The sequence below is a fragment of the Glaciimonas immobilis genome (genome assembly GCF_011947285.1).
GTDB lineage: Bacteria > Pseudomonadota > Gammaproteobacteria > Burkholderiales > Burkholderiaceae_D > Glaciimonas > Glaciimonas immobilis.
In genome coordinates, this window is record NZ_JAAOZT010000002.1 from 195,099 (window position 1) to 213,295 (window position 18,197).

Sequence of the window (18,197 nt, forward strand, 5' to 3'; positions counted from 1 at the left end):
CAAGGAAAAATATGACAAGCTTTCATCGTAATTCAGCGTTAGATACTGACATGCTCGGCATGGTGCCTATCGTGGTTGAGCAAAGCGGTCGCGGCGAGCGTTCATATGATATTTATTCACGCCTGCTGCGTGAGCGTGTAATTTTTCTGGTTGGGCCGGTCAATGATCAGACCGCCAATCTGATTGTCGCACAGCTCCTTTTCCTCGAGAGTGAAAATCCTGAGAAAGATATTTCTCTTTACATCAACTCCCCGGGTGGTTCGGTGTCGGCCGGCATGGCAATTTTCGACACAATGCAATTTATCAAGCCTGATGTCTCGACGTTATGCACGGGTATGGCGGCATCGATGGGCGCATTTTTGTTAGCAGCGGGTGCCAAAGGCAAGCGTTTCTCATTGCCAAATTCGCGGATTATGATTCATCAACCATTGGGCGGTGCTCAAGGTCAGGCTTCAGACATCGAAATTCAAGCGCGGGAAATTTTGTATTTGCGTGAACGTCTTAATGGCATTTTGGCGGAAAAAACTGGCAGATCCATCGAGCAGATTGGTAAAGATACTGACCGCGACAACTTTATGTCTTCAGACGCAGCGGTAGAATACGGTTTGATTGACAAAGTTCTTACGACGCGCGCCTGACAGGCGGGTGTGTAAAAAACGCCCGAGCCTAATAGGTCGGGCGTTTTTTCTTTTTGATGTTAGTCTTCCTTCGGCGCGTTAAAATTTAACGCGACTGTCATTTAAATTGGTCCTTGCCGTGACGAGTTCGTCTTTCGCAGGTAATATCAATTTAAAAGTGGAATGGTTGCGCAATACGCGCTTCTTTGGTCTTGGCTTGACACCATTCCTGGCTGGCGGACACCCTTTATTGATGCTCACTTAAATATTGCCCTATGTCTGATAAAAAAACTTCCAGCGGCGAAAAACTGCTTTATTGCTCCTTCTGCGGAAAAAGCCAGCACGAGGTAAAAAAACTTATCGCAGGACCTTCGGTCTTTGTGTGCGACGAGTGTATTGATCTTTGTAATGACATTATTCGCGACGAGGCATCAAGCGTCGAAACGTTAGATGGACAAAAGTCCGAACTGCCCATCCCTCAGGAAATTTGTGACCTGCTAGACCAATACGTTATAGGTCAGGAAACTGCTAAGCGGATTCTGGCGGTGGCCGTGTACAACCATTACAAGCGCCTGAAGCATCTAGGCAAAAAAGATGATATTGAGCTGGCAAAAAGCAATATTTTGCTCGTAGGGCCGACCGGTTCAGGTAAAACCCTTTTAGCGCAAACCTTGGCGCGTACCCTAAATGTGCCGTTTGTGATTGCCGATGCCACCACGCTGACGGAAGCAGGTTATGTAGGCGAGGACGTTGAAAATATTATTCAAAAATTGCTGCAAAATTGCAATTATGAAGTTGAAAAGGCTCAAAAGGGCATCGTCTATATTGATGAAATCGACAAGATTACCCGGAAGTCTGATAATCCATCGATAACGCGCGACGTTTCAGGTGAGGGCGTGCAACAAGCGCTGCTGAAGCTGATCGAAGGCACAATGGCTTCAGTACCGCCACAAGGCGGACGAAAGCATCCAAATCAGGATTTCGTGCAGGTGGATACCACTAATATTCTGTTTATTTGTGGCGGTGCCTTTGACGGTCTGACAAAAATTATTTCCGAGCGCTCAGAGAAGAGCGGCATTGGATTCTCGGCAAATGTGAAGAGCCAGACGCAACGGACCTCAAGTGAGGTGCTGTTAGATGCTGAGCCTGAAGATCTGACGCGTTTCGGTTTGATTCCCGAACTGGTGGGACGTTTGCCTGTTATCGCCACATTAACCGAACTCAATGAGGCTGCCCTCATTCAAATTCTCGTGGAGCCTAAGAACGCGTTGATCAAACAGTATGCAAAGCTGTTGCAGATGGAAGGCGCTGAACTGGACATTCGACCGGCTGCTTTGCAGGCGATCGCCAAGAAAGCGTTAGCCCGCAAAACCGGAGCCCGTGGTCTGCGTTCCATTCTTGAGCACGCTTTGCTCGACGTTATGTACGACTTGCCTAGTCATAAGAACGTTTCAAAAGTAGTGATTGATGAAAACAGTATCACGCATGGGGCGAAGCCATTGATGATTTATCATGATCAACCCAAGGTTGCAGGGGCAAAATCCTGAACTTGTAAAAATTCGTAAAATTTAGGTAAAAAACGGGTAAAAATCCCCGTTTTTTCACCAAAAGCAGTACAATTTCCGCATAGAAAATATTTGGCTTCAATCGTAAAGCCACCCGGAGGTGACTTCGCGTGTGGCTTTTTTATCGTCTTTTTTTATCGTTTTTTTATCAACTGACGCAAAAGTAGTAAAGTTTTTTATTCTAACTAGGGCTTGTGTTTAGGCTACTCGTGCCAACATCAATAATAAGTTTCTTTGATAGGGCTCGCCATGACAACTTCTACAGTTATTGAACAAACCAGGTTGCCGCTATTACCCTTACGGGATGTAGTGGTTTTCCCGCATATGGTGATTCCATTATTTGTCGGTCGTCCTAAGTCCATAAAGGCGCTTGAGGCCGCAATGGAGCAGGGCAAAAGTATTATGCTCGCCGCCCAAAAGGCTGCTGCCAAGGATGAGCCGTCTGCCGACGATATTTATGAAATTGGTTGCGTCGCCAATATTTTACAAATGCTCAAACTTCCAGACGGCACCGTTAAAGTGTTAGTGGAAGGAGCACAGCGCGCACGTATTCATCACATCAGTGAACTCGATACGCATTTTGTCGCTGATCTGACACCGGTTGAGTCCGAGTCAGGCGACGAAGCTGAAGTCGAGGCAATGCGCCGCGCAATCGTTCAACAGTTCGATCAATACGTCAAACTGAACAAAAAAATCCCTCCGGAGATATTGACTTCGCTGGCAGGTATCGATGACGCGGGTCGTCTGGCGGATACCATCGCCGCGCATCTGCCGCTGAAGCTTGAGCAAAAGCAGGTCATTTTAGAAATTTTCAACGTCGGTAAGCGTTACGAGCACCTGCTGGGGCAACTCGAAGGTGAACTCGATATTCTTCAGGTTGAGAAGCGTATCCGTGGCCGCGTAAAGCGCCAGATGGAAAAATCGCAACGCGAATACTATCTGAACGAGCAGGTTAAGGCCATTCAAAAAGAATTAGGCGAAGGTGAAGAAGGCGCTGATCTGGAAGAATTGGAAAAGAAGATTCTTTCTGCCAAAATGCCAAAAGAAGCGCTGGAAAAAGCCCAGAGTGAGCTTAAAAAATTGAAGTTGATGTCTCCCATGTCGGCCGAAGCAACGGTCGTACGTAACTACATCGACACCCTTGTCGGTTTGCCATGGAAGAAAAAATCCAAGGTAAATAACGAGTTGGGAAATGCCGAAAAAGTACTCGAAGGCGACCACTATGGCCTGGACAAGGTTAAAGAGCGCATTCTGGAATACCTCGCCGTACAACAACGCGTTGATAAATTAAAAGCGCCTATTTTGTGTTTCGTAGGTCCTCCGGGCGTGGGTAAAACTTCGCTTGGTCAATCCATCGCCCGTGCTACTAACCGCAAATTTGTGCGTATGGCATTGGGTGGCGTGCGTGACGAAGCAGAAATTCGCGGTCATCGTCGTACTTACATAGGCTCAATGCCCGGCAAGATTTTGCAAAGCCTGGCGAAGGTCGGCGTGCGTAATCCGTTGTTCCTGCTTGACGAGATTGACAAGCTGGGTATGGACTTCCGTGGTGACCCATCGTCGGCGCTGCTAGAGGTGCTGGATCCTGAGCAGAATCACACGTTTTCGGATCATTACATCGAAGTAGATTTTGACTTGTCAGACGTAATGTTCGTGGCGACATCGAACTCGTTTAATATTCCTCCAGCGTTGCTGGACCGGATGGAAGTGATACGTTTGTCGGGTTACACCGAGGACGAAAAAGCGAATATCGCATTGCGTTACTTATTGCCTAAACAAATCAAGAACAACGGTTTGAAAATCGATGAGATCAGCGTTGCTGAAAGCGCCATTCGCGACATCATTCGGTATTACACGCGGGAAGCAGGGGTTCGGTCACTAGAACGTGAAATTTCCAAGATTTGCCGGAAAGTCGTAAAGCTTCTACTGCTTAAAAAGCAGGAGAAGAAGGTCGCCATCACATCGAAAAATATCGACAAATTCCTCGGAGTGCGCCGCTACGATTTCGGGGTAGCTGAAAAAGAAAATCAGGTTGGTCAGGTGGTCGGATTAGCCTGGACCGAAGTGGGTGGCGAGCTACTCACGATTGAGGCTGTCGCGATGCAAGGCAAGGGCGCGATCATACGGACCGGTACGTTAGGTGACGTAATGAAAGAGTCAATTGAAGCAGCGCGCACGGTGGTGCGTAGTCGGGCCAAGAAATTGGGTATCAAAAATGAGGCGTTTGAAAAAACCGATATTCATATTCATGTACCTGAAGGCGCTACACCGAAAGACGGTCCTTCCGCAGGGATTGGGATGGCGACTGCTCTGGTGTCGATTTTTACAGGGATTCCTGTGCGAGCCGACGTAGCGATGACCGGTGAGATTACATTGCGCGGAGAAGTATTGCCAATCGGTGGCCTGAAAGAAAAGCTATTGGCAGCGCATCGCGGTGGTATCAAAACCGTGTTGATTCCAGAGCAAAATGTAAAGGATCTGGCGGAGATCCCTGACAATATCAAGAACAAGCTGGAAATTGTGCCAGTGCGCTGGTTTGATAAGGTGCTGGAAGTCGCTCTGGAGCGTCAACCTGTTCCATTGACCGACGAGGACGCAGTCGTCGATCCAGCCGTTGCCAAGGCTGGTGAGAAGGCTGATACAACGGTTGTTAAGCATTAATCGTTAAACGGTCGAGCTAAATTCGACGCTGCTCCGGGAGCTCTATGCAAGCAGGTAAAGAATTCGTTGCTCGTCGATAAATAGTGACCAAAAAAACGCTCGTGAGGGCGTTTTTTTTCATTCCCACTCTATGAATAGATATTTAGCCAGAGAATAGATATTTAGCCAGAGAATAGATATTTAGCCAGAGAATAGATATTTAGCCAGAGAATAGATATTTAGCCAGAGAGTTAATTTTTTGATTTTTGCCTTTGCTATAGGCAAACCAACGGACGCGTGCTGTGGGGAATTGTTTGATATTCACAGCGATCTGCGGGTATTTTGCTCCATTTCGACCTGAGTAAAAAAGCGAAAAGTAAGGAGGCGCAGGGGTCGAGAAATTTATCTGAAGTTTATACCTTTATCAAGGCGCATTTGATTGAAAAACAGCGTTGAACAAACTGCTATTATCACTGCAGCAATTTCAGGTGCAGCTTGTCGCGGGCGCTGGATATATTGCAGGGTCCGTTGCAACTACCTTATAAGAAAATCGACGGTGAGGGTCGTGGAATTTTGGCGTTATCACCAGGCAAGTGCGCCGCGCGTAGTCACTGCAATCCACGTACTGGAGCGTCATTTATAATGGATCCTGCTAAAGTTCCTCAATTTAAGGTTGGCAAAGCGTCGAAAGATGCTGTAAACTAATGTTCTTCGACGTGGTGACACACGTCAGATGTTTGACTAGCTTGGCCCTCAGTTTTAAATCACACGTGGTTTGAATATGACTGCGGGGTGCTTAGCTCAGTTGGTAGAGCGGCGCCCTTACAAGGCGTAGGTCGGGAGTTCGAGCCTCTCAGCACCCACCAAATTAGTCAGGCAAAAATAGTTGTAATCAACTTTGAAAAGTGCTGAATTTTTCAATAAAAGTAGTTTTAGGAGTGGTAGTTCAGCTGGTTAGAATACCGGCCTGTCACGCCGGGGGTCGCGGGTTCGAGTCCCGTCCACTCCGCCAGAATTGAAAAGGCGAACGAAAGTTCGCCTTTTTTCGTATCTGCTAGTGATTTTAGCAACCTGTCTTTGATTGGCTGACCATGTTTGAGTTTATTCGCTCCCATCAACGCTTAATGCAGTTTTTGCTTCTGCTGTTGATTATCCCTTCGTTTGCGCTTGTCGGTCTGCAAAGCTATACCAGCTTTGGTGATAGTGCTAATGCGGTCGCAAAAGTCGCCGGGCAGTCAATTACCCAGCAAGAGCTGGATGCCGCGCAGCGGCAGCAAATGGAGCGTATGCGACAAATGTTTGGCGACCAATTCGACGCCAAGATGTTTGACACGCCAGCGGCCAAGCAGGGTGTCCTTGATAATCTGATTGCGCAGCGCGCGCAAATGGCCGCAGTAACCCGCGAGCATTTGATGGTTTCTGATTTGACATTGCAACAAACATTGCTGGGCATTCCTGAACTGCACGGCGCAGACGGTAAATTCGACAACGATAAATACCGTTCATTGCTGGCTGCGCAAGGTACCGTGCCTAAAATTTATGAGGCTGGCCTCCGTCAGGATCTGGCGCTACAACAATTGGCGGGCGCCGTCCAGGGCACCGCTTTTGCTCCTAAATCAGTAGCGCTGCGTTTTTCCAATATCAGCGACCAGGAGCGCGAGATTCAGGAATTATTGTTCAAGACTACCGACTATGCCGCGCAAGTCAAAGTGACTGACGACATGCTAAAGGCTTACTACGATAAAAATAGTCAGCAGTTCGAAATTCCGGAACAAGTTAAGGCTGAGTACGTTGTTCTGGACATGGCAGCAGTCGCAGCCCAGGTGACTGTCAGTGATGCAGATATCAAATCATATTACGATCAAAACGTCGCACATTACGCGACACCTGAGCAGCGTCGCGCCAGTCATATTCTGATCACGACCAAAAAAGATGCCTCCGCTGCTGATAAAGCAACGGCAAAAGCAAAAGCTGAATCCTTATTGGCGGCAGTGCGCAAGAACCCGGCAGAATTCGCTAAGCTTGCAAAGGAGAACTCTCAAGACACGGCTTCCGCAGAGCATGGTGGTGATTTGGGTTTTTTCAGTGAGGGCATGATGGTCAAGCCATTTACTGATGCTGCACAAAAGCTTAAAGAAGGCCAAATCAGCAACGTTGTGGAGTCGGATTTTGGTTTTCATATCATACAGTTGACCGGTATCAAACCCGCATCGGTGAAGACGTTGTCTCAGGTCAGGGACGAAATAGCCGCATCTATTCAAAAGCAGATGGCTGCCAAGAAATTCGCCGAAATGGCCGACCTATTCAACGATACCGTTTATGAGCAGGCCAACAGCTTGAAACCCGCTGCCGATAAATTGAAACTAGCGGTACAAACGGTAGCAGATTTGGGGCGTCACCCTAATCCGGCGATTGCACCGACGGCACCTTATAACAACCAAAAGTTCCTGACAGCGTTGTTTGCAGATGGCGCAATAAAAAACAAGCGCAACACAGCGGTCATTGAAGCGGCACCAAGCGTGTTGATCGCAGGCCATGTGATCAGCTACAAGCCGGTCACCAAGCAAGCCTTTGCGGACGTGAAAGAATCGGTCCGTGCCAAGGTTATGCAAGCTACTGAAGCAGAGTTTGCTGTAAAGGCTGGTGAAGCCAAATTCGCTGCCCTGAAAGCAAAAGATGACACGGCTGGCTTTGCCGCTGCCAAGACCGTATCTCGCGCGAATCGTCAAAGCGTGTCGGGCAATGTGTTTGATGCCGTAATGAAAGCGGATGTGAGCAAGTTGCCTGCGTTCGTTGGTGTAACATTGCCGGGGCAAGGTTATGCGGTCTATCGCATAGGTAAAGTAGCACAGCCCGCCGCGGTTGATCAGGCGCGCAGGCAGTCAGAGCAACAGCAAATTGCCTCTGCGTTGGCGCAGCAGGAGATGACTGCTTATATAGATGTATTAAAGAAAAAGGCCAAGGCGAAAATACTCAAGCCGGTGGTGGCCAGCATACCGGTTGACGCTAATCTGGCGTCTAAATAAAGCATCGTTACTGTTAAGAAAAAAAGCCACTTTTTAGGTGGCTTTTTTGTTTTTCACTGTCCCTTGATCTGCCCTGAAAAAAGTTGTTGCTGCAAGGCTTTTAGGAGTGTCGGAGGCCAAAATCATGGCAATAAAGTATTGTGATTCAGGCGATATTTTTGAGACTCGTGACTGTCCAATTGTTGGATTTCACTAAGCCCTCACGCTTCTATCGATATACCAAGTTAATAAATAAGTCTGCAAATTCAGCGCGAAATTACTTGGACCCGGACAGCATAGTTTTGATTAACGGTTGCAGCTCTTGCCAGACATTATTAAGCATGATCGGATGCGCCTCCGCGACTGGATGAATACGATCCGCCTGGAACCATTGAGGTTTATCTGCGACGCCTTCTAATAAAAACGGTACCACAGGTACTTTGCTTTGTTTGGCGACCTCTGAATATAAACCGAAGAATTTATCGCTGTAGTCCCGTCCGTAGTTGGGTGGAATACGCATGCCGACCAGCAGCACTTTGGCATTGGTTTTTTGCACCGCTGTTATCATTGCGCGCAGGTTTGATTCTGTGGATTTGAGTTGAAGGCCGCGCAATGCATCGTTCGCACCCAGTTCGATGATGACGATATTGGGATTTTGCTTTAACAGGGCAGGAAGTCGGGCGTAGCCACCGCTGGTAGTTTCTCCGCTGATACTTGCGTTGACGACGTCCAGCGAAATCTTTTGGGCTAGCAAGCGTTTTTGCAGCAATGCCACCCAGCCAGCGCCGCGCGCCAGGCCATATTCTGCAGATAAACTGTCGCCAAGCACCAGAACCGATTTTGATGCAGAATGATCGTTAGCCGCTGCCAAGGCATCAACGCCATACAATGCCCCACCAGCGCCAAAGACAGCAAGCATGCCAGAAAGCAAAATGTGGCGACGTGCGGCCTTGTTAATGGTGTTGACCTTGTCTGTCCATGCAGGTATGCGTGCTGCAGGTTGATGCGCACACCCAATATTTTTTTTACACCTCCAACTGATAATTCGCATGCAGCTATCCTCTTTGATTAATTCTTCTAATGTACAAGCTACCACGCCTGCCAATAATTTTTCTATTGTGGCGCAAAACCTCACCAAACGCGTGGCGGATGCCAGTGGTGAACTGATCATACTTAACGACATCAATTTTGCCGTTCACGCCGGTACCACACTGGCGATAGTCGGTGCGTCAGGATCCGGCAAGTCTACTCTACTGGGCTTGTTAGCCGGGCTGGACACGCCATCAAGTGGCACGGTTAAAATCGATGATGTGGATATTTTTGCGCTTGATGAGGATGGCAGGGCAGGCGTCCGCAAAAAGAAGCTCGGTTTTGTATTTCAGTCGTTTCAGTTATTAAGCCACTTGAACGCATTAGAAAATGTCATGCTGCCGCTGGAGTTACACGGCGATGCCAATGCAAAAGAAAAAGCCGAAATCATGCTGGGACGGGTCGGCCTTTCTAGTCGACTTCGTCATTATCCCAAATACCTCTCCGGGGGCGAGCAACAAAGGGTCGCACTGGCACGCGCTTTTGTGACGGAGCCGCCACTTTTGTTCGCCGACGAACCAACCGGCAGTCTGGACGCCGCTACGGGCGACGCGGTGATTCGGTTAATGTTTGATCTTAATCAGGAGCGTAATTCCACGCTGGTGTTGGTAACACACGATACCTCCATTGCCGTGCAGTGTCGGCAGACGATCACGATTGCCGCGGGACGCTTGCTTGATCACGGCAACGCAACTGCCGGCAACGCGCGTATCCTTTAAAGTCACATTGGTGCTAACGTGCAGTAAACATAAGCATTTTTGACAGGATAGGAGAACAATATGGCCGCATGGTTACCTGTAGCAAAAGCAATTCTCCCTTACCTGGGAGATATTATCAATGCCGCAAAGCCTGCTTTTACCAGGCTCAAAGGGGGTAACGAGGCGAACCAGATCGAGATATTGCAACAGCAAGTCACCGAACTGCAGAACGTCTCCTTGCAAAATATCCAGAACGCGAAGGCGTTGGCGGAGCAGTTGCAGGTGACTATTTCCGCGCTGGAGCAAACCTTAGTCGCCGCACATGATAAAGCGCGGCGTGCGAGCTGGATAGCGATCATTGCAATGGCGATGGCACTGGTAGCGCTAGTTATGTCCGCGCTCGCCGTACTACGCTAGCAATGTCTGTGTTTGAAATCGACTGCGGTTGGGGCGGGTTGTCAGCGGGTCACTTATACATAGCGCATATATACCATTGATAACCCCCTGCGCTGAAGTTTTTGGCGTCCGTATAAAATTCCCACTTGGTTCCGCGATGAAATTTCAGCGCGACTACCTTTTAGCTAATTCGTCCAGAGACAGAGACAATATCGCAATGGCGCGACCTTTGGGCTGGGTTACCGGAACAGCAGGATTCAGATTAGAAATTTAATATCTCCATCCTCATCATTAATGCGTGCGAAAGGGATGTTGAAAAGGCGCAAAAATAATAGGAAAGAGATGCTGATAAAACGGTCGGGATACCGGTTTCAAACTTGCTTACATAAGATAATAAGCGAAAAGTAAAAAGGGATTAGCAGAAAAATGGATCGCTTACAGTCAATGCGGGTATTTTCAAAAGTGGTAGAGCAGGGTAGTTTTGTTGGCGCCGCCAACGTTCTGGACCTTTCAAACGCAGTTGTTACCCGTCATGTCGCCGATCTGGAGAACCACCTCGGGACGCGTTTATTAAATCGTTCTACGCGTAGAATGTCGCTGACAGAATCGGGCCAGCTCTACCTGGAGCGCGTACGTACCATTCTGATGGAGATAGATGAGGCTGACGCGCTTGCTTCAGCGGGTTCCAAGCGGCCTGCGGGTACACTTAATATATATTCGCAGCTTAGTTTCGGACAAATGCAGTTGGCGCGCTTGCTCCCAAAATATTCCTTGCAATACCCCGATGTCACGTTGGACGTGACCATGTCTGATCGAACGGTCGACCTGGTGGAGGAAGGTTTTGATGTCGGCATCTTTACCGTATTTCAGAAATTCGATGTCAGTATGATTGCACGTCAATTGGGGGTCGCTGAAGTGCTGTTATGTGCGTCGCCCGATTACTTACAAAAAAATGGTACCCCGCAGTTACCGGAAGACCTTCAGCAGCATGCTTGTTTAAATTTTTCGTATGAACGATTTCGTCATCATTGGACTTTTAGGTCTGGAGCAGGAATTTCGTCGGTCCCGATTACCAGTAAAGTGACGTCAAATAATGCGGATTTGTTACGTCATTGTGCACTTGCCGGCATGGGGATTGCCATGCGCAGTTCGTATTCATTGGGCGATGATCTTGGCACAGGCAAGCTCGTCCGCGTCCTGCCTGACCATCAAATCAACACGATCTCGGTGCAATTAGTTTATCCAAGTCGAAGGCTATTATCAGGGAAAGTCCGTAGTTTTGTTGATTTTATGATTGCGGAATTTCCGTATCCCGATCGGGACCCGTGGCTTTCGCCGTGACCAGAGATCGCGCCGTTTGTTGGGGGCACTTGCTGAGGTTATAACAGCGCATTGCCTCTTATTTACACCACGTCTGCTTATTCCGCCGACATTTTGGAGGCGGAATTTTGCAGCCGTAATACTAAGTTGCCATTGCTTTGCCACTTACGGCGCTCGGCAGTACTGAATGCGTCTGCTGCCAATTCGGCCGGATTTTTGGTGTGCTGCGCTAAAAATATGCGTTCTGCCAGTCGCAGATCAAGTTCCACCGGGCCGAGGAATGTCACGATTTGTCCGCGCTGGATGAGCAGCGTAGGAAAATTATCAACGTCAAGATCATCCATAAGATCCGCCTGATCCTCAATGTCGATCCAGACAAAGCGCGTGTCCGGGTGACGGTGCGCTAACGCGGTAAAGCTGGTCTGGTATTCGCGACAGCTTCCACACCATGCTGCGCAGAGGCAAGCGACCACCCAGCCGTCTTCGGCCAAAATTTGAGCAAGCTGGGGGCGATTTTCGTTATCAATAATTAGAACAGGCATTGCAGTATTTTACCGTGTGTAGCCTTAACCGGGGGCTTCACCGCGGTGTTTCTGAGGTTTAACGGTGCCGAGTGTGCAAAACTATTTGTTGATCTTGCAAACCTCCTTAATGGAAACCTGTGATTGGAGGGGCGCTCGCGGTAAAATAGTGATTATGCCGATTATTCTAGCCATTGAAACTTCTTCCGAGCTTGCCTCCGCTGCTTTATTGCGCGATGGCCAAGTAATTAGCCGCGAGTCCGTCGGCGTACAAACCCACTCACAGACCATCCTGCCGATGGTACAGAGTCTGCTTGCTGAAGCCGGGATTAGCTTAGCTCAATGTGACGCCCTGGCGTTCGGCGTCGGCCCCGGCTCTTTTACCGGCGTGCGGACTGCTTGCGGGATTGTGCAGGGCCTGGCCTTTGGCGCGGCGCTACCGGTGCTGCCGGTCATTACTTTAGCAGCGATGGCGCAGGCTTGTCTGGAGGAGTATGGTGCCACCGAAGTGGTGAGCATTCTGGATGCCCGTATGGCCGAGGTCTATTGGGCGCAATACCGTCATGAGGGTAACGCCTGGAAAGTGATTGTGGCACCTACACTTTCAGCACCCGGACAGGTATTGCCGATAAGTAGCGCGACTGGATTGCTTGCATGCGGCAACGGTTTATCGGCATACGCCGACCTGTTTGCAACGGCAACTTTTGCGGTGAATACCAAGCCGGTTATCATGCCCCATGCGCGTTATGTTGCACAGCTTGGCTTGCAGGCATTTGAACAAGGTATGGGATTGCCTGGAGTGGACGCACAGCCGCTCTATTTACGTAATAACGTTGCCCTCACTACGGCTGAAAGGGCTGCAAAGGCGGCTGCATGAGCGTCAATGTTGATTCAGGTCGTCAAGAAAATGTGGCGCTGCCACTTTCTTTCGGGCTGATGTCAATAGACGATGTAAATGAAGTGGTTGAGATTGAAAATCGCGCTTACACGCATCCGTGGACTTCCGGCAACTTCGTTGATTCTATTCGGCATGGGTATCAGTGCTGGACCTTACGCGACGCCAGCCGACGCTTAGCAGGTTATTTTTTTATGATGTCGGTGGTGGATGAAGCCCATTTGCTAAACATCAGCGTGCATACCGATTTACACGGTCGAGGTATCGGCAGGCAATTACTAGATCAGGTTGCTGCACTGGCGCGCGAGCAAGCTATGGCTTCGGTATTACTGGAAGTACGGCCGTCCAATCAACGCGCTATTCTGATGTATCACCGATTTGGTTTTGTTGAGATTGGCCGCCGTCCATCCTACTATCCGGCCGCTGACAACACCCGTGAAGACGCCATTGTCATGCGGTTGAGTCTGTAACCTAAAGTTTATGAAATGATGTCTATGAGAACCTGTCGATGAATGCGGTATCAAGGCGTGCGATTTTTCTTGAAGAGTGCGACATTGGCCCCCTCTGGGTACGCCGATATGACTTGGTTACGCCCCAAATTACGGCGCCAGAAATAACCGCTACGGTACTGTTCAGCGACCATCAGACGGCTGCCATGGTAGCCGTGGTGCCAACTGCCGAGCTGCCAAACGCTGGCATCAGTACGCCTGCACCGGCACCGGCACCGTTGGAGGCTATACCCAGAGTGCAGGGTACCCACTTAAAAGATCAAGAATCAGCTTGGGAAGACGGATCATTACTGCCCCCCGAGGAAGAAGTCAGCCCTTGGGCGTTAGTGCCGACACTCATTCAGCCAGGCACACTTAAACTATCCGCAGACGCACAAACGGTGTTGGCTGACATCGCAAATATGGATATTCGCCAACTGAAGGAAGCGGTAACTAACTGCACCCGTTGTGGCCTGTGCCAAGGACGTCAGCATACGGTTTTCGGCGTCGGAGATGAGCGTGCTAAGTGGTTGTTTATCGGCGAAGGTCCGGGGGCGGCAGAGGATCAGGAGGGCGAGCCATTTGTTGGTCCCGCTGGCAAGTTACTTGACAACATGTTAATGGCAATCGGCATTCGGCGAGGCGATAATGTCTATATTGCAAACGTCGTTAAATGCAGGCCTACCGATAGCGAAGGCAAGGATCGCTCGCCGTCAGCGGAGGAGGTCGCCGCCTGTTTGCCCTATTTGCAACGTCAGATTGCGCAGATTAAGCCGACGGTTCTGGTGGCGTTAGGCAAGACCGCAGCACTATCATTGTTGGCCCTTGAGCCGACCACGTTAGTTTCTTCGTTGCGGGGAAGGATACATCGCTATGACGGGTTGCCACTGATCGTGACGTATCACCCGGCATACTTACTACGTAAGCCAGCCGATAAAGCCAAGGTATGGAGCGACTTGTGTCTGGCAAAAACCTGCTATGCGTCCACCATTGCGTAGTTGCTGCAGCCATTTTCTCAATTTTTAGTCATTGTTTGGTTAGCGCATCGGTCACCTGAAGTCTTACCTTATGGGCCAACTTACGGTTCAACCTATGGTTCAGTCCTTGCCGCAATCACCTCAGTCCTCCCTTCAGGCATCCTTGCCGGGAATGGATGACTTTCAGGCACAGTTCCACCAACGCTGGAACCACCTGGGGGACCGCCATGTCCGAGCGCTGGCATGGCTGCTGGACTCTCCCGATTTGCTGGATAAACACGCGCCGCAGTGGCGAGGAAAGATCGCCCATATTGTTGGCCACAGCGATAACGACCCGGTGGCATTCATGCGCATGGCAGCGTGGCTGCAAGCGCTTGACAGTGATCCTGAAAAGCAAAAGGTCTTGTATGAGTATATGGGCAGCTTGGCTTCAACACGACTAGGCTTGTATGCCGAAAAGTTGATGGCATTTTATTTTCAGCAGCACGCTCTGCTGGTCGCTCATGGCTTGCAGGTAAGAACGCCAAAGGGCGACACCCTCGGAGAATTTGACTTCTTATTACAAGAGCATGCTGGCTTGGCGCATTGGGAGTTTGCTACCAAATTTTATTTATTGGAAAATAGGGAAGCGGATTCGGTTGCCGACGATTTTATCGGGCCTAATTTCTCAGATACACTTGGAAAAAAAATTCAGAAAATCTTTGATCGCCAGTTGTTGCTATCGCACGATCCGGCGGCCCAATCATACCTGAGCGCACCCGTGGTCCAGACGCAAGCGTTAGTGAAGGGATGGCTGTTTTATCAGCGGCAAGAATTTCTCCTTCCTGCCCAGCTTGGTATCTCGCCGCAGCATTGCAGGGGTTACTGGTCGCCCTTATCTGAGCTGGAGATCGACGAGGAGGGGTTCTATTTGATGCTGCCCAGGCAACGGTGGCTAGCGCCAGCAAAAGCGATGCTTAAGGATGCTCTCCGCGGCGCGACGTTGCGTCAGGCACTGAGCACCCATTTCGATCATGATCTTTCGCCTGTTATGCTTGCCACAATGCAGACGTGCAAGATGGCTGGTAATGCTAAAGATAATATAGAAGTATTGGAAAGCAGGCGAGGATTTGTCGTGCCCGACGACTGGGCGGTGCGAGCCGCGACACTACGTGGGTGTGCGCCGACCAGAATTGCCAGGTGATTCAGACTCTCCCTAAGCCTATGCCTGGATTGATTAGGTATTACGCGGACCATCGGTTCCGTTCAATGCCATTAGAATCGGAAATATTAACCCTTCTCCGATAACTTTTAATGCTTTTGTTCGCCAATTGATGCCAGCGAATCGTGCTCACGCTGATTGGCAGCATGTTTGCGCATGACCAAAAACATAGTGCCGGACACAAAGATGCCAAACATGATAATCACATAATTAACATTTAAGTCTAGCTTAACCATCACTGCATACAGCACCAGCATGGTCAGGACCGAGAGGTTTTCATTGTAATTTTGTACCGCAATCGAGTGGCCCGCGCTCATCAGCACGTGCCCCCGATGCTGGAGCAGTGCGTTCATTGGCACCACAAAGTAGCCTGAGAGAGCGCCGATCAGTACCAGTAAAGGATAAGCCACCCAAATGGAGTGCACCAGTGTCATAGACATGACTACCAGACCCATGACGATACCCATCGGCATCACAGACAATGACTTCTTGAGCGGTACAAAGTGGGCAGCGGCCACGGCGCCGATTGCAACGCCAACCGCCACCACACCTTGCAAAATAGCGGCTTTATCCAAGGGCATATGCAGGGATTTCTCCGCCCATTTCAACACGATAAACTGAAGCGTCGCACCTGCACCCCAAAACAACGTTGTCACTGCGAGCGAAATTTGACCTAATTTGTCTTTCCACAGTGTGGCATTGCAGCGTGCAAAGTCGGCTACCAGTTTGATGGGGTTGCGCTCCTGATGAGGATAGCGTACGCCGGTATCACAGATTTTAAGATTGAATATCGTAGCAACTAAGTACAATCCGGCGATGACACTTAGCGCAGCCTGCGTCGGTGTGTTCGGACTCCAGTTAAGAATAGGGACATGCAGCGTCAAAAGAACGGAAGACACATGGGGATTGACCAGAGCACCTCCCATTACGGTACCGAGAATAATGGACGAGACGGTCAATCCCTCAATCCAGCCGTTTGCAGCGACCAGTTTTTCTGCCGGTAATAATTCGGTCAAGATGCCATATTTTGCAGGAGAGTAGGCTGCGGCACCGAAGCCGACCATCGCGTAAGAAAGTAGTGGATGTATGCTAAAAAACATCATCACGCAGCCAATAATTTTGATGAGATTGGTGACGAACATCACGCGCCCTTTGGGCAGTGAATCCGCGAACGCTCCGACAAAAGGCGCTAACACCACGTAAGAGAGGACAAAAAATAGTTTGAGTAATGGCGTCATCCAGGTCGGAGACGACATTTCAATCAATAATGCAATAGCCGCAATAAGCAGGGCGTTATCAGCCAGCGAAGAAAAAAACTGCGCTGCCATAATGGTATAAAAACCGCGATTCATGCGCATTTTAAAAATGTATCTCAATGTCCCCGGCATGCTTTATACCATGAAAATATGGCCCGCTCACGATTATGCATGGGTCAACCCGCTAATTCAAACAGCGGTTAAACCCTTCCGGCCAGCGCGGGAGGATAATTGCATCCAATTTATTTGTAGTGGTATTTGCGGGCTCATTTGTGCCAGTGTTCAGGGTACTGCTCAAGCTGACTGTCTTTGATACATGCGCTGTCCATCCGGTAAAATAGAAATCTGTTCAAATTTTCATGCGATTGCGCTCATGCCCAGACCCATTCTTGCCACGATTGATATTTCCGCTCTGCGTCATAATTTGCGTATTGCAAAAGCGCGTGCGCCAGGCGCAAGAATATGGGCGGTCGTAAAATCCAACGCCTACGGTCATGGATTAGCACGTGCAATCCGCGGATTTGCCGATGCCGACGGTTTGGCGTTGATTGAGCCAGATTACGCCATGCAGTTGCGAGAACTGGGCTGGCAGAAGCCGATATTGTTGCTAGAAGGATTTTTCGACATGGCCGATCTTGATATCGTCACAGCGGCCCGACTAGAAGTTACGGTCCACCGCGTCGAGCAAATTGCCATGCTGGAAGCCTTTTTGGCTATGCAGACTGTAACTAAAGTGAACATCCATTTAAAGATGAACAGCGGCATGAATCGCCTGGGATTTACGCCAGATGCCTTCCGTGCGGCCCATGCGCGCTTGCGTGCCTTGCAAGGCGTGGGTGATATCACATTAATGACCCACCTTGCCAACGCCGATGATCCACTTAATGCGAGGCTTCCACTACAGCAACAAATTGCCACCTTCGAGCGTGGAATCGCGGGGCTGGCAGGAGACCGTAGCGTAGCAAACTCTGCCGTGGACCTGATGCATCCGGAATTGCGCTCCGATTGGGTGCGGCCCGGCGTGATGCTCTACGGCGCTACCCCCGGCGGTGGTTCGGCAAAGTCCTTTGGCCTGCGTCCGGCGATGACGTTATCCAGCCAGATCATCGGTATTCAGCATATTGCCGCCGGGGAAGCGGTGGGCTATGGCAGTCGGTTTATTTCGGCCACGCCGATGATAGTTGGCGTCGTGGCCTGCGGCTATGCGGACGGCTATCCTCGCCATGCGCCTACCGGGACGCCAGTGATAGTGGATGGTGTGCGTACAGAAACAGTTGGGCGCGTGTCCATGGATATGTTCTCCGTTGATTTGACCAACGTCCCTGGTGCCCAAGTCGGCAGTCAGGTATTGCTATGGGGCGATGGATTGTCGGTAGATGAGGTGGCACACGCGGCTGGTACTATCGGTTATGAATTGCTTTGCGCGGTCGCCGCACGCGTACCTTTTGTGGAGGCTTAGTCCTAATATTTCGTCGCGCTAATTGAGTACCTGAGCGGACTGATCTCTGAATTCTCCAAAATGTAACTTC

At 49.8% G+C, this 18,197-nt stretch carries 16 protein-coding genes and 2 tRNA genes; 15 read left to right on the forward strand and 3 right to left on the reverse strand.

Annotated elements, in window-relative coordinates; genetic code table 11:
• Window positions 1-11 precede the first annotated feature (11 nt).
• The 7 genes from clpP to HAV38_RS03140 all read left to right on the forward strand — a co-directional run bounded on the left by clpP (window position 12) and on the right by HAV38_RS03140 (window position 7,848).
• Window positions 12-638 (forward strand): ATP-dependent Clp endopeptidase proteolytic subunit ClpP, encoded by a 627-nt coding sequence (gene clpP, locus HAV38_RS03110; RefSeq protein ID WP_280730137.1) that lies wholly within the window; start codon window positions 12-14, stop codon window positions 636-638.
• 254 nt (window positions 639-892) lie between these two features.
• A complete protein-coding gene (gene clpX / locus HAV38_RS03115; RefSeq protein ID WP_168052320.1) occupies window positions 893-2,164 on the forward strand; it encodes an ATP-dependent Clp protease ATP-binding subunit ClpX in 1,272 nt (423 codons plus the stop codon).
• 267 nt (window positions 2,165-2,431) lie between these two features.
• Window positions 2,432-4,843, forward strand: coding sequence for an endopeptidase La (gene lon / locus HAV38_RS03120; protein WP_168052322.1), 2,412 nt, complete (start codon window positions 2,432-2,434; stop codon window positions 4,841-4,843).
• 552 nt (window positions 4,844-5,395) lie between these two features.
• Window positions 5,396-5,527: an HU family DNA-binding protein gene (locus tag HAV38_RS21795; RefSeq protein ID WP_245182225.1), complete on the forward strand. Its 132-nt coding sequence runs from the start codon at window positions 5,396-5,398 to the stop codon at window positions 5,525-5,527.
• 85 nt (window positions 5,528-5,612) lie between these two features.
• A tRNA-Val gene (locus tag HAV38_RS03130) sits at window positions 5,613-5,688 on the forward strand.
• Between the two features lie 69 nt (window positions 5,689-5,757).
• Window positions 5,758-5,834: transfer RNA gene (locus HAV38_RS03135), tRNA-Asp, on the forward strand.
• A 79-nt stretch (window positions 5,835-5,913) separates the two neighbouring features.
• The gene (locus HAV38_RS03140; RefSeq protein WP_168052326.1) at window positions 5,914-7,848 is read left to right on the forward strand and encodes a SurA N-terminal domain-containing protein; all 1,935 of its coding nucleotides are present in this window, start codon (window positions 5,914-5,916) and stop codon (window positions 7,846-7,848) included.
• A 256-nt stretch (window positions 7,849-8,104) separates the two neighbouring features.
• Here the strand turns inward: HAV38_RS03140 and HAV38_RS03145 are convergent, their stop codons facing one another.
• A complete protein-coding gene (locus tag HAV38_RS03145; protein ID WP_184013378.1) occupies window positions 8,105-8,746 on the reverse strand; it encodes an arylesterase in 642 nt (213 codons plus the stop codon).
• 130 nt (window positions 8,747-8,876) lie between these two features.
• Between HAV38_RS03145 and HAV38_RS03150 the strand changes: the two genes are divergently transcribed.
• From HAV38_RS03150 to HAV38_RS03160, 3 genes are all read left to right on the forward strand, one after another.
• The gene (locus HAV38_RS03150) at window positions 8,877-9,635 is read left to right on the forward strand and encodes an ABC transporter ATP-binding protein (RefSeq protein ID WP_168052330.1); all 759 of its coding nucleotides are present in this window, start codon (window positions 8,877-8,879) and stop codon (window positions 9,633-9,635) included.
• 60 nt (window positions 9,636-9,695) lie between these two features.
• Window positions 9,696-10,031 (forward strand): hypothetical protein, encoded by a 336-nt coding sequence (locus HAV38_RS03155; RefSeq protein WP_168052332.1) that lies wholly within the window; start codon window positions 9,696-9,698, stop codon window positions 10,029-10,031.
• Window positions 10,032-10,436: 405 nt separating this feature from the next.
• Window positions 10,437-11,351, forward strand: a complete 915-nt coding sequence (locus tag HAV38_RS03160) for a LysR family transcriptional regulator (RefSeq protein ID WP_168052334.1) — start codon at window positions 10,437-10,439, stop codon at window positions 11,349-11,351.
• Between the two features lie 77 nt (window positions 11,352-11,428).
• Here the strand turns inward: HAV38_RS03160 and HAV38_RS03165 are convergent, their stop codons facing one another.
• Window positions 11,429-11,872, reverse strand: coding sequence for a thioredoxin family protein (locus tag HAV38_RS03165; protein ID WP_168052336.1), 444 nt, complete (start codon window positions 11,870-11,872; stop codon window positions 11,429-11,431).
• Between the two features lie 154 nt (window positions 11,873-12,026).
• On the opposite strand from HAV38_RS03165, the gene tsaB reads away from it, so the two are divergent.
• The 4 genes from tsaB (at window position 12,027) to HAV38_RS03185 (ending at window position 15,394) form a co-directional block, all read left to right on the forward strand.
• Window positions 12,027-12,728: a tRNA (adenosine(37)-N6)-threonylcarbamoyltransferase complex dimerization subunit type 1 TsaB gene (gene tsaB / locus HAV38_RS03170; RefSeq protein WP_168052338.1), complete on the forward strand. Its 702-nt coding sequence runs from the start codon at window positions 12,027-12,029 to the stop codon at window positions 12,726-12,728.
• Entirely contained in the window at window positions 12,725-13,216 is a 492-nt protein-coding gene (gene rimI, locus HAV38_RS03175; RefSeq protein WP_245182167.1) for a ribosomal protein S18-alanine N-acetyltransferase, read from the forward strand. Before tsaB ends, rimI begins: the two co-directional genes overlap by 4 nt.
• A gap of 38 nt (window positions 13,217-13,254) precedes the next feature.
• Window positions 13,255-14,232: a uracil-DNA glycosylase gene (locus tag HAV38_RS03180; protein ID WP_168052340.1), complete on the forward strand. Its 978-nt coding sequence runs from the start codon at window positions 13,255-13,257 to the stop codon at window positions 14,230-14,232.
• A 94-nt stretch (window positions 14,233-14,326) separates the two neighbouring features.
• Complete coding sequence (locus HAV38_RS03185) at window positions 14,327-15,394, forward strand: DUF1853 family protein (protein ID WP_184013379.1); 1,068 nt, start codon at window positions 14,327-14,329, stop codon at window positions 15,392-15,394.
• 107 nt (window positions 15,395-15,501) lie between these two features.
• Here the strand turns inward: HAV38_RS03185 and lplT are convergent, their stop codons facing one another.
• A complete protein-coding gene (gene lplT, locus HAV38_RS03190) occupies window positions 15,502-16,764 on the reverse strand; it encodes a lysophospholipid transporter LplT (protein WP_168052342.1) in 1,263 nt (420 codons plus the stop codon).
• Between the two features lie 277 nt (window positions 16,765-17,041).
• Here lplT and alr point away from each other — a divergent pair, with 277 nt between their 5' ends.
• Window positions 17,042-18,127, forward strand: coding sequence for an alanine racemase (alr, locus tag HAV38_RS03195; RefSeq protein WP_168052344.1), 1,086 nt, complete (start codon window positions 17,042-17,044; stop codon window positions 18,125-18,127).
• Window positions 18,128-18,197 lie beyond the last annotated feature (70 nt).

Bases quoted from the DNA above. Each gene is read 5' to 3' on its own strand.
- lplT (WP_168052342.1), bottom strand. From the start codon at position 16,764: ATGAATCGCGGTTTTTATACCATTATGGCAGCGCAGTTTTTTTCTTCG.
- lon (WP_168052322.1), top strand. From the start codon at position 2,432: ATGACAACTTCTACAGTTATTGAACAAACCAGGTTGCCGCTATTACCC.
- clpP (WP_280730137.1), top strand. From the start codon at position 12: ATGACAAGCTTTCATCGTAATTCAGCGTTAGATACTGACATGCTCGGC.
- rimI (WP_245182167.1), top strand. From the start codon at position 12,725: ATGAGCGTCAATGTTGATTCAGGTCGTCAAGAAAATGTGGCGCTGCCA.
- HAV38_RS03180 (WP_168052340.1), top strand. From the start codon at position 13,255: ATGAATGCGGTATCAAGGCGTGCGATTTTTCTTGAAGAGTGCGACATT.
- HAV38_RS03160 (WP_168052334.1), top strand. From the start codon at position 10,437: ATGGATCGCTTACAGTCAATGCGGGTATTTTCAAAAGTGGTAGAGCAG.
- HAV38_RS03165 (WP_168052336.1), bottom strand. From the start codon at position 11,872: ATGCCTGTTCTAATTATTGATAACGAAAATCGCCCCCAGCTTGCTCAA.
- tsaB (WP_168052338.1), top strand. From the start codon at position 12,027: ATGCCGATTATTCTAGCCATTGAAACTTCTTCCGAGCTTGCCTCCGCT.
- HAV38_RS03185 (WP_184013379.1), top strand. From the start codon at position 14,327: ATGGTTCAGTCCTTGCCGCAATCACCTCAGTCCTCCCTTCAGGCATCC.
- HAV38_RS03145 (WP_184013378.1), bottom strand. From the start codon at position 8,746: ATGCTTGCTGTCTTTGGCGCTGGTGGGGCATTGTATGGCGTTGATGCC.
- alr (WP_168052344.1), top strand. From the start codon at position 17,042: ATGCCCAGACCCATTCTTGCCACGATTGATATTTCCGCTCTGCGTCAT.
- HAV38_RS03150 (WP_168052330.1), top strand. From the start codon at position 8,877: ATGCAGCTATCCTCTTTGATTAATTCTTCTAATGTACAAGCTACCACG.
- HAV38_RS03155 (WP_168052332.1), top strand. From the start codon at position 9,696: ATGGCCGCATGGTTACCTGTAGCAAAAGCAATTCTCCCTTACCTGGGA.
- HAV38_RS03140 (WP_168052326.1), top strand. From the start codon at position 5,914: ATGTTTGAGTTTATTCGCTCCCATCAACGCTTAATGCAGTTTTTGCTT.
- clpX (WP_168052320.1), top strand. From the start codon at position 893: ATGTCTGATAAAAAAACTTCCAGCGGCGAAAAACTGCTTTATTGCTCC.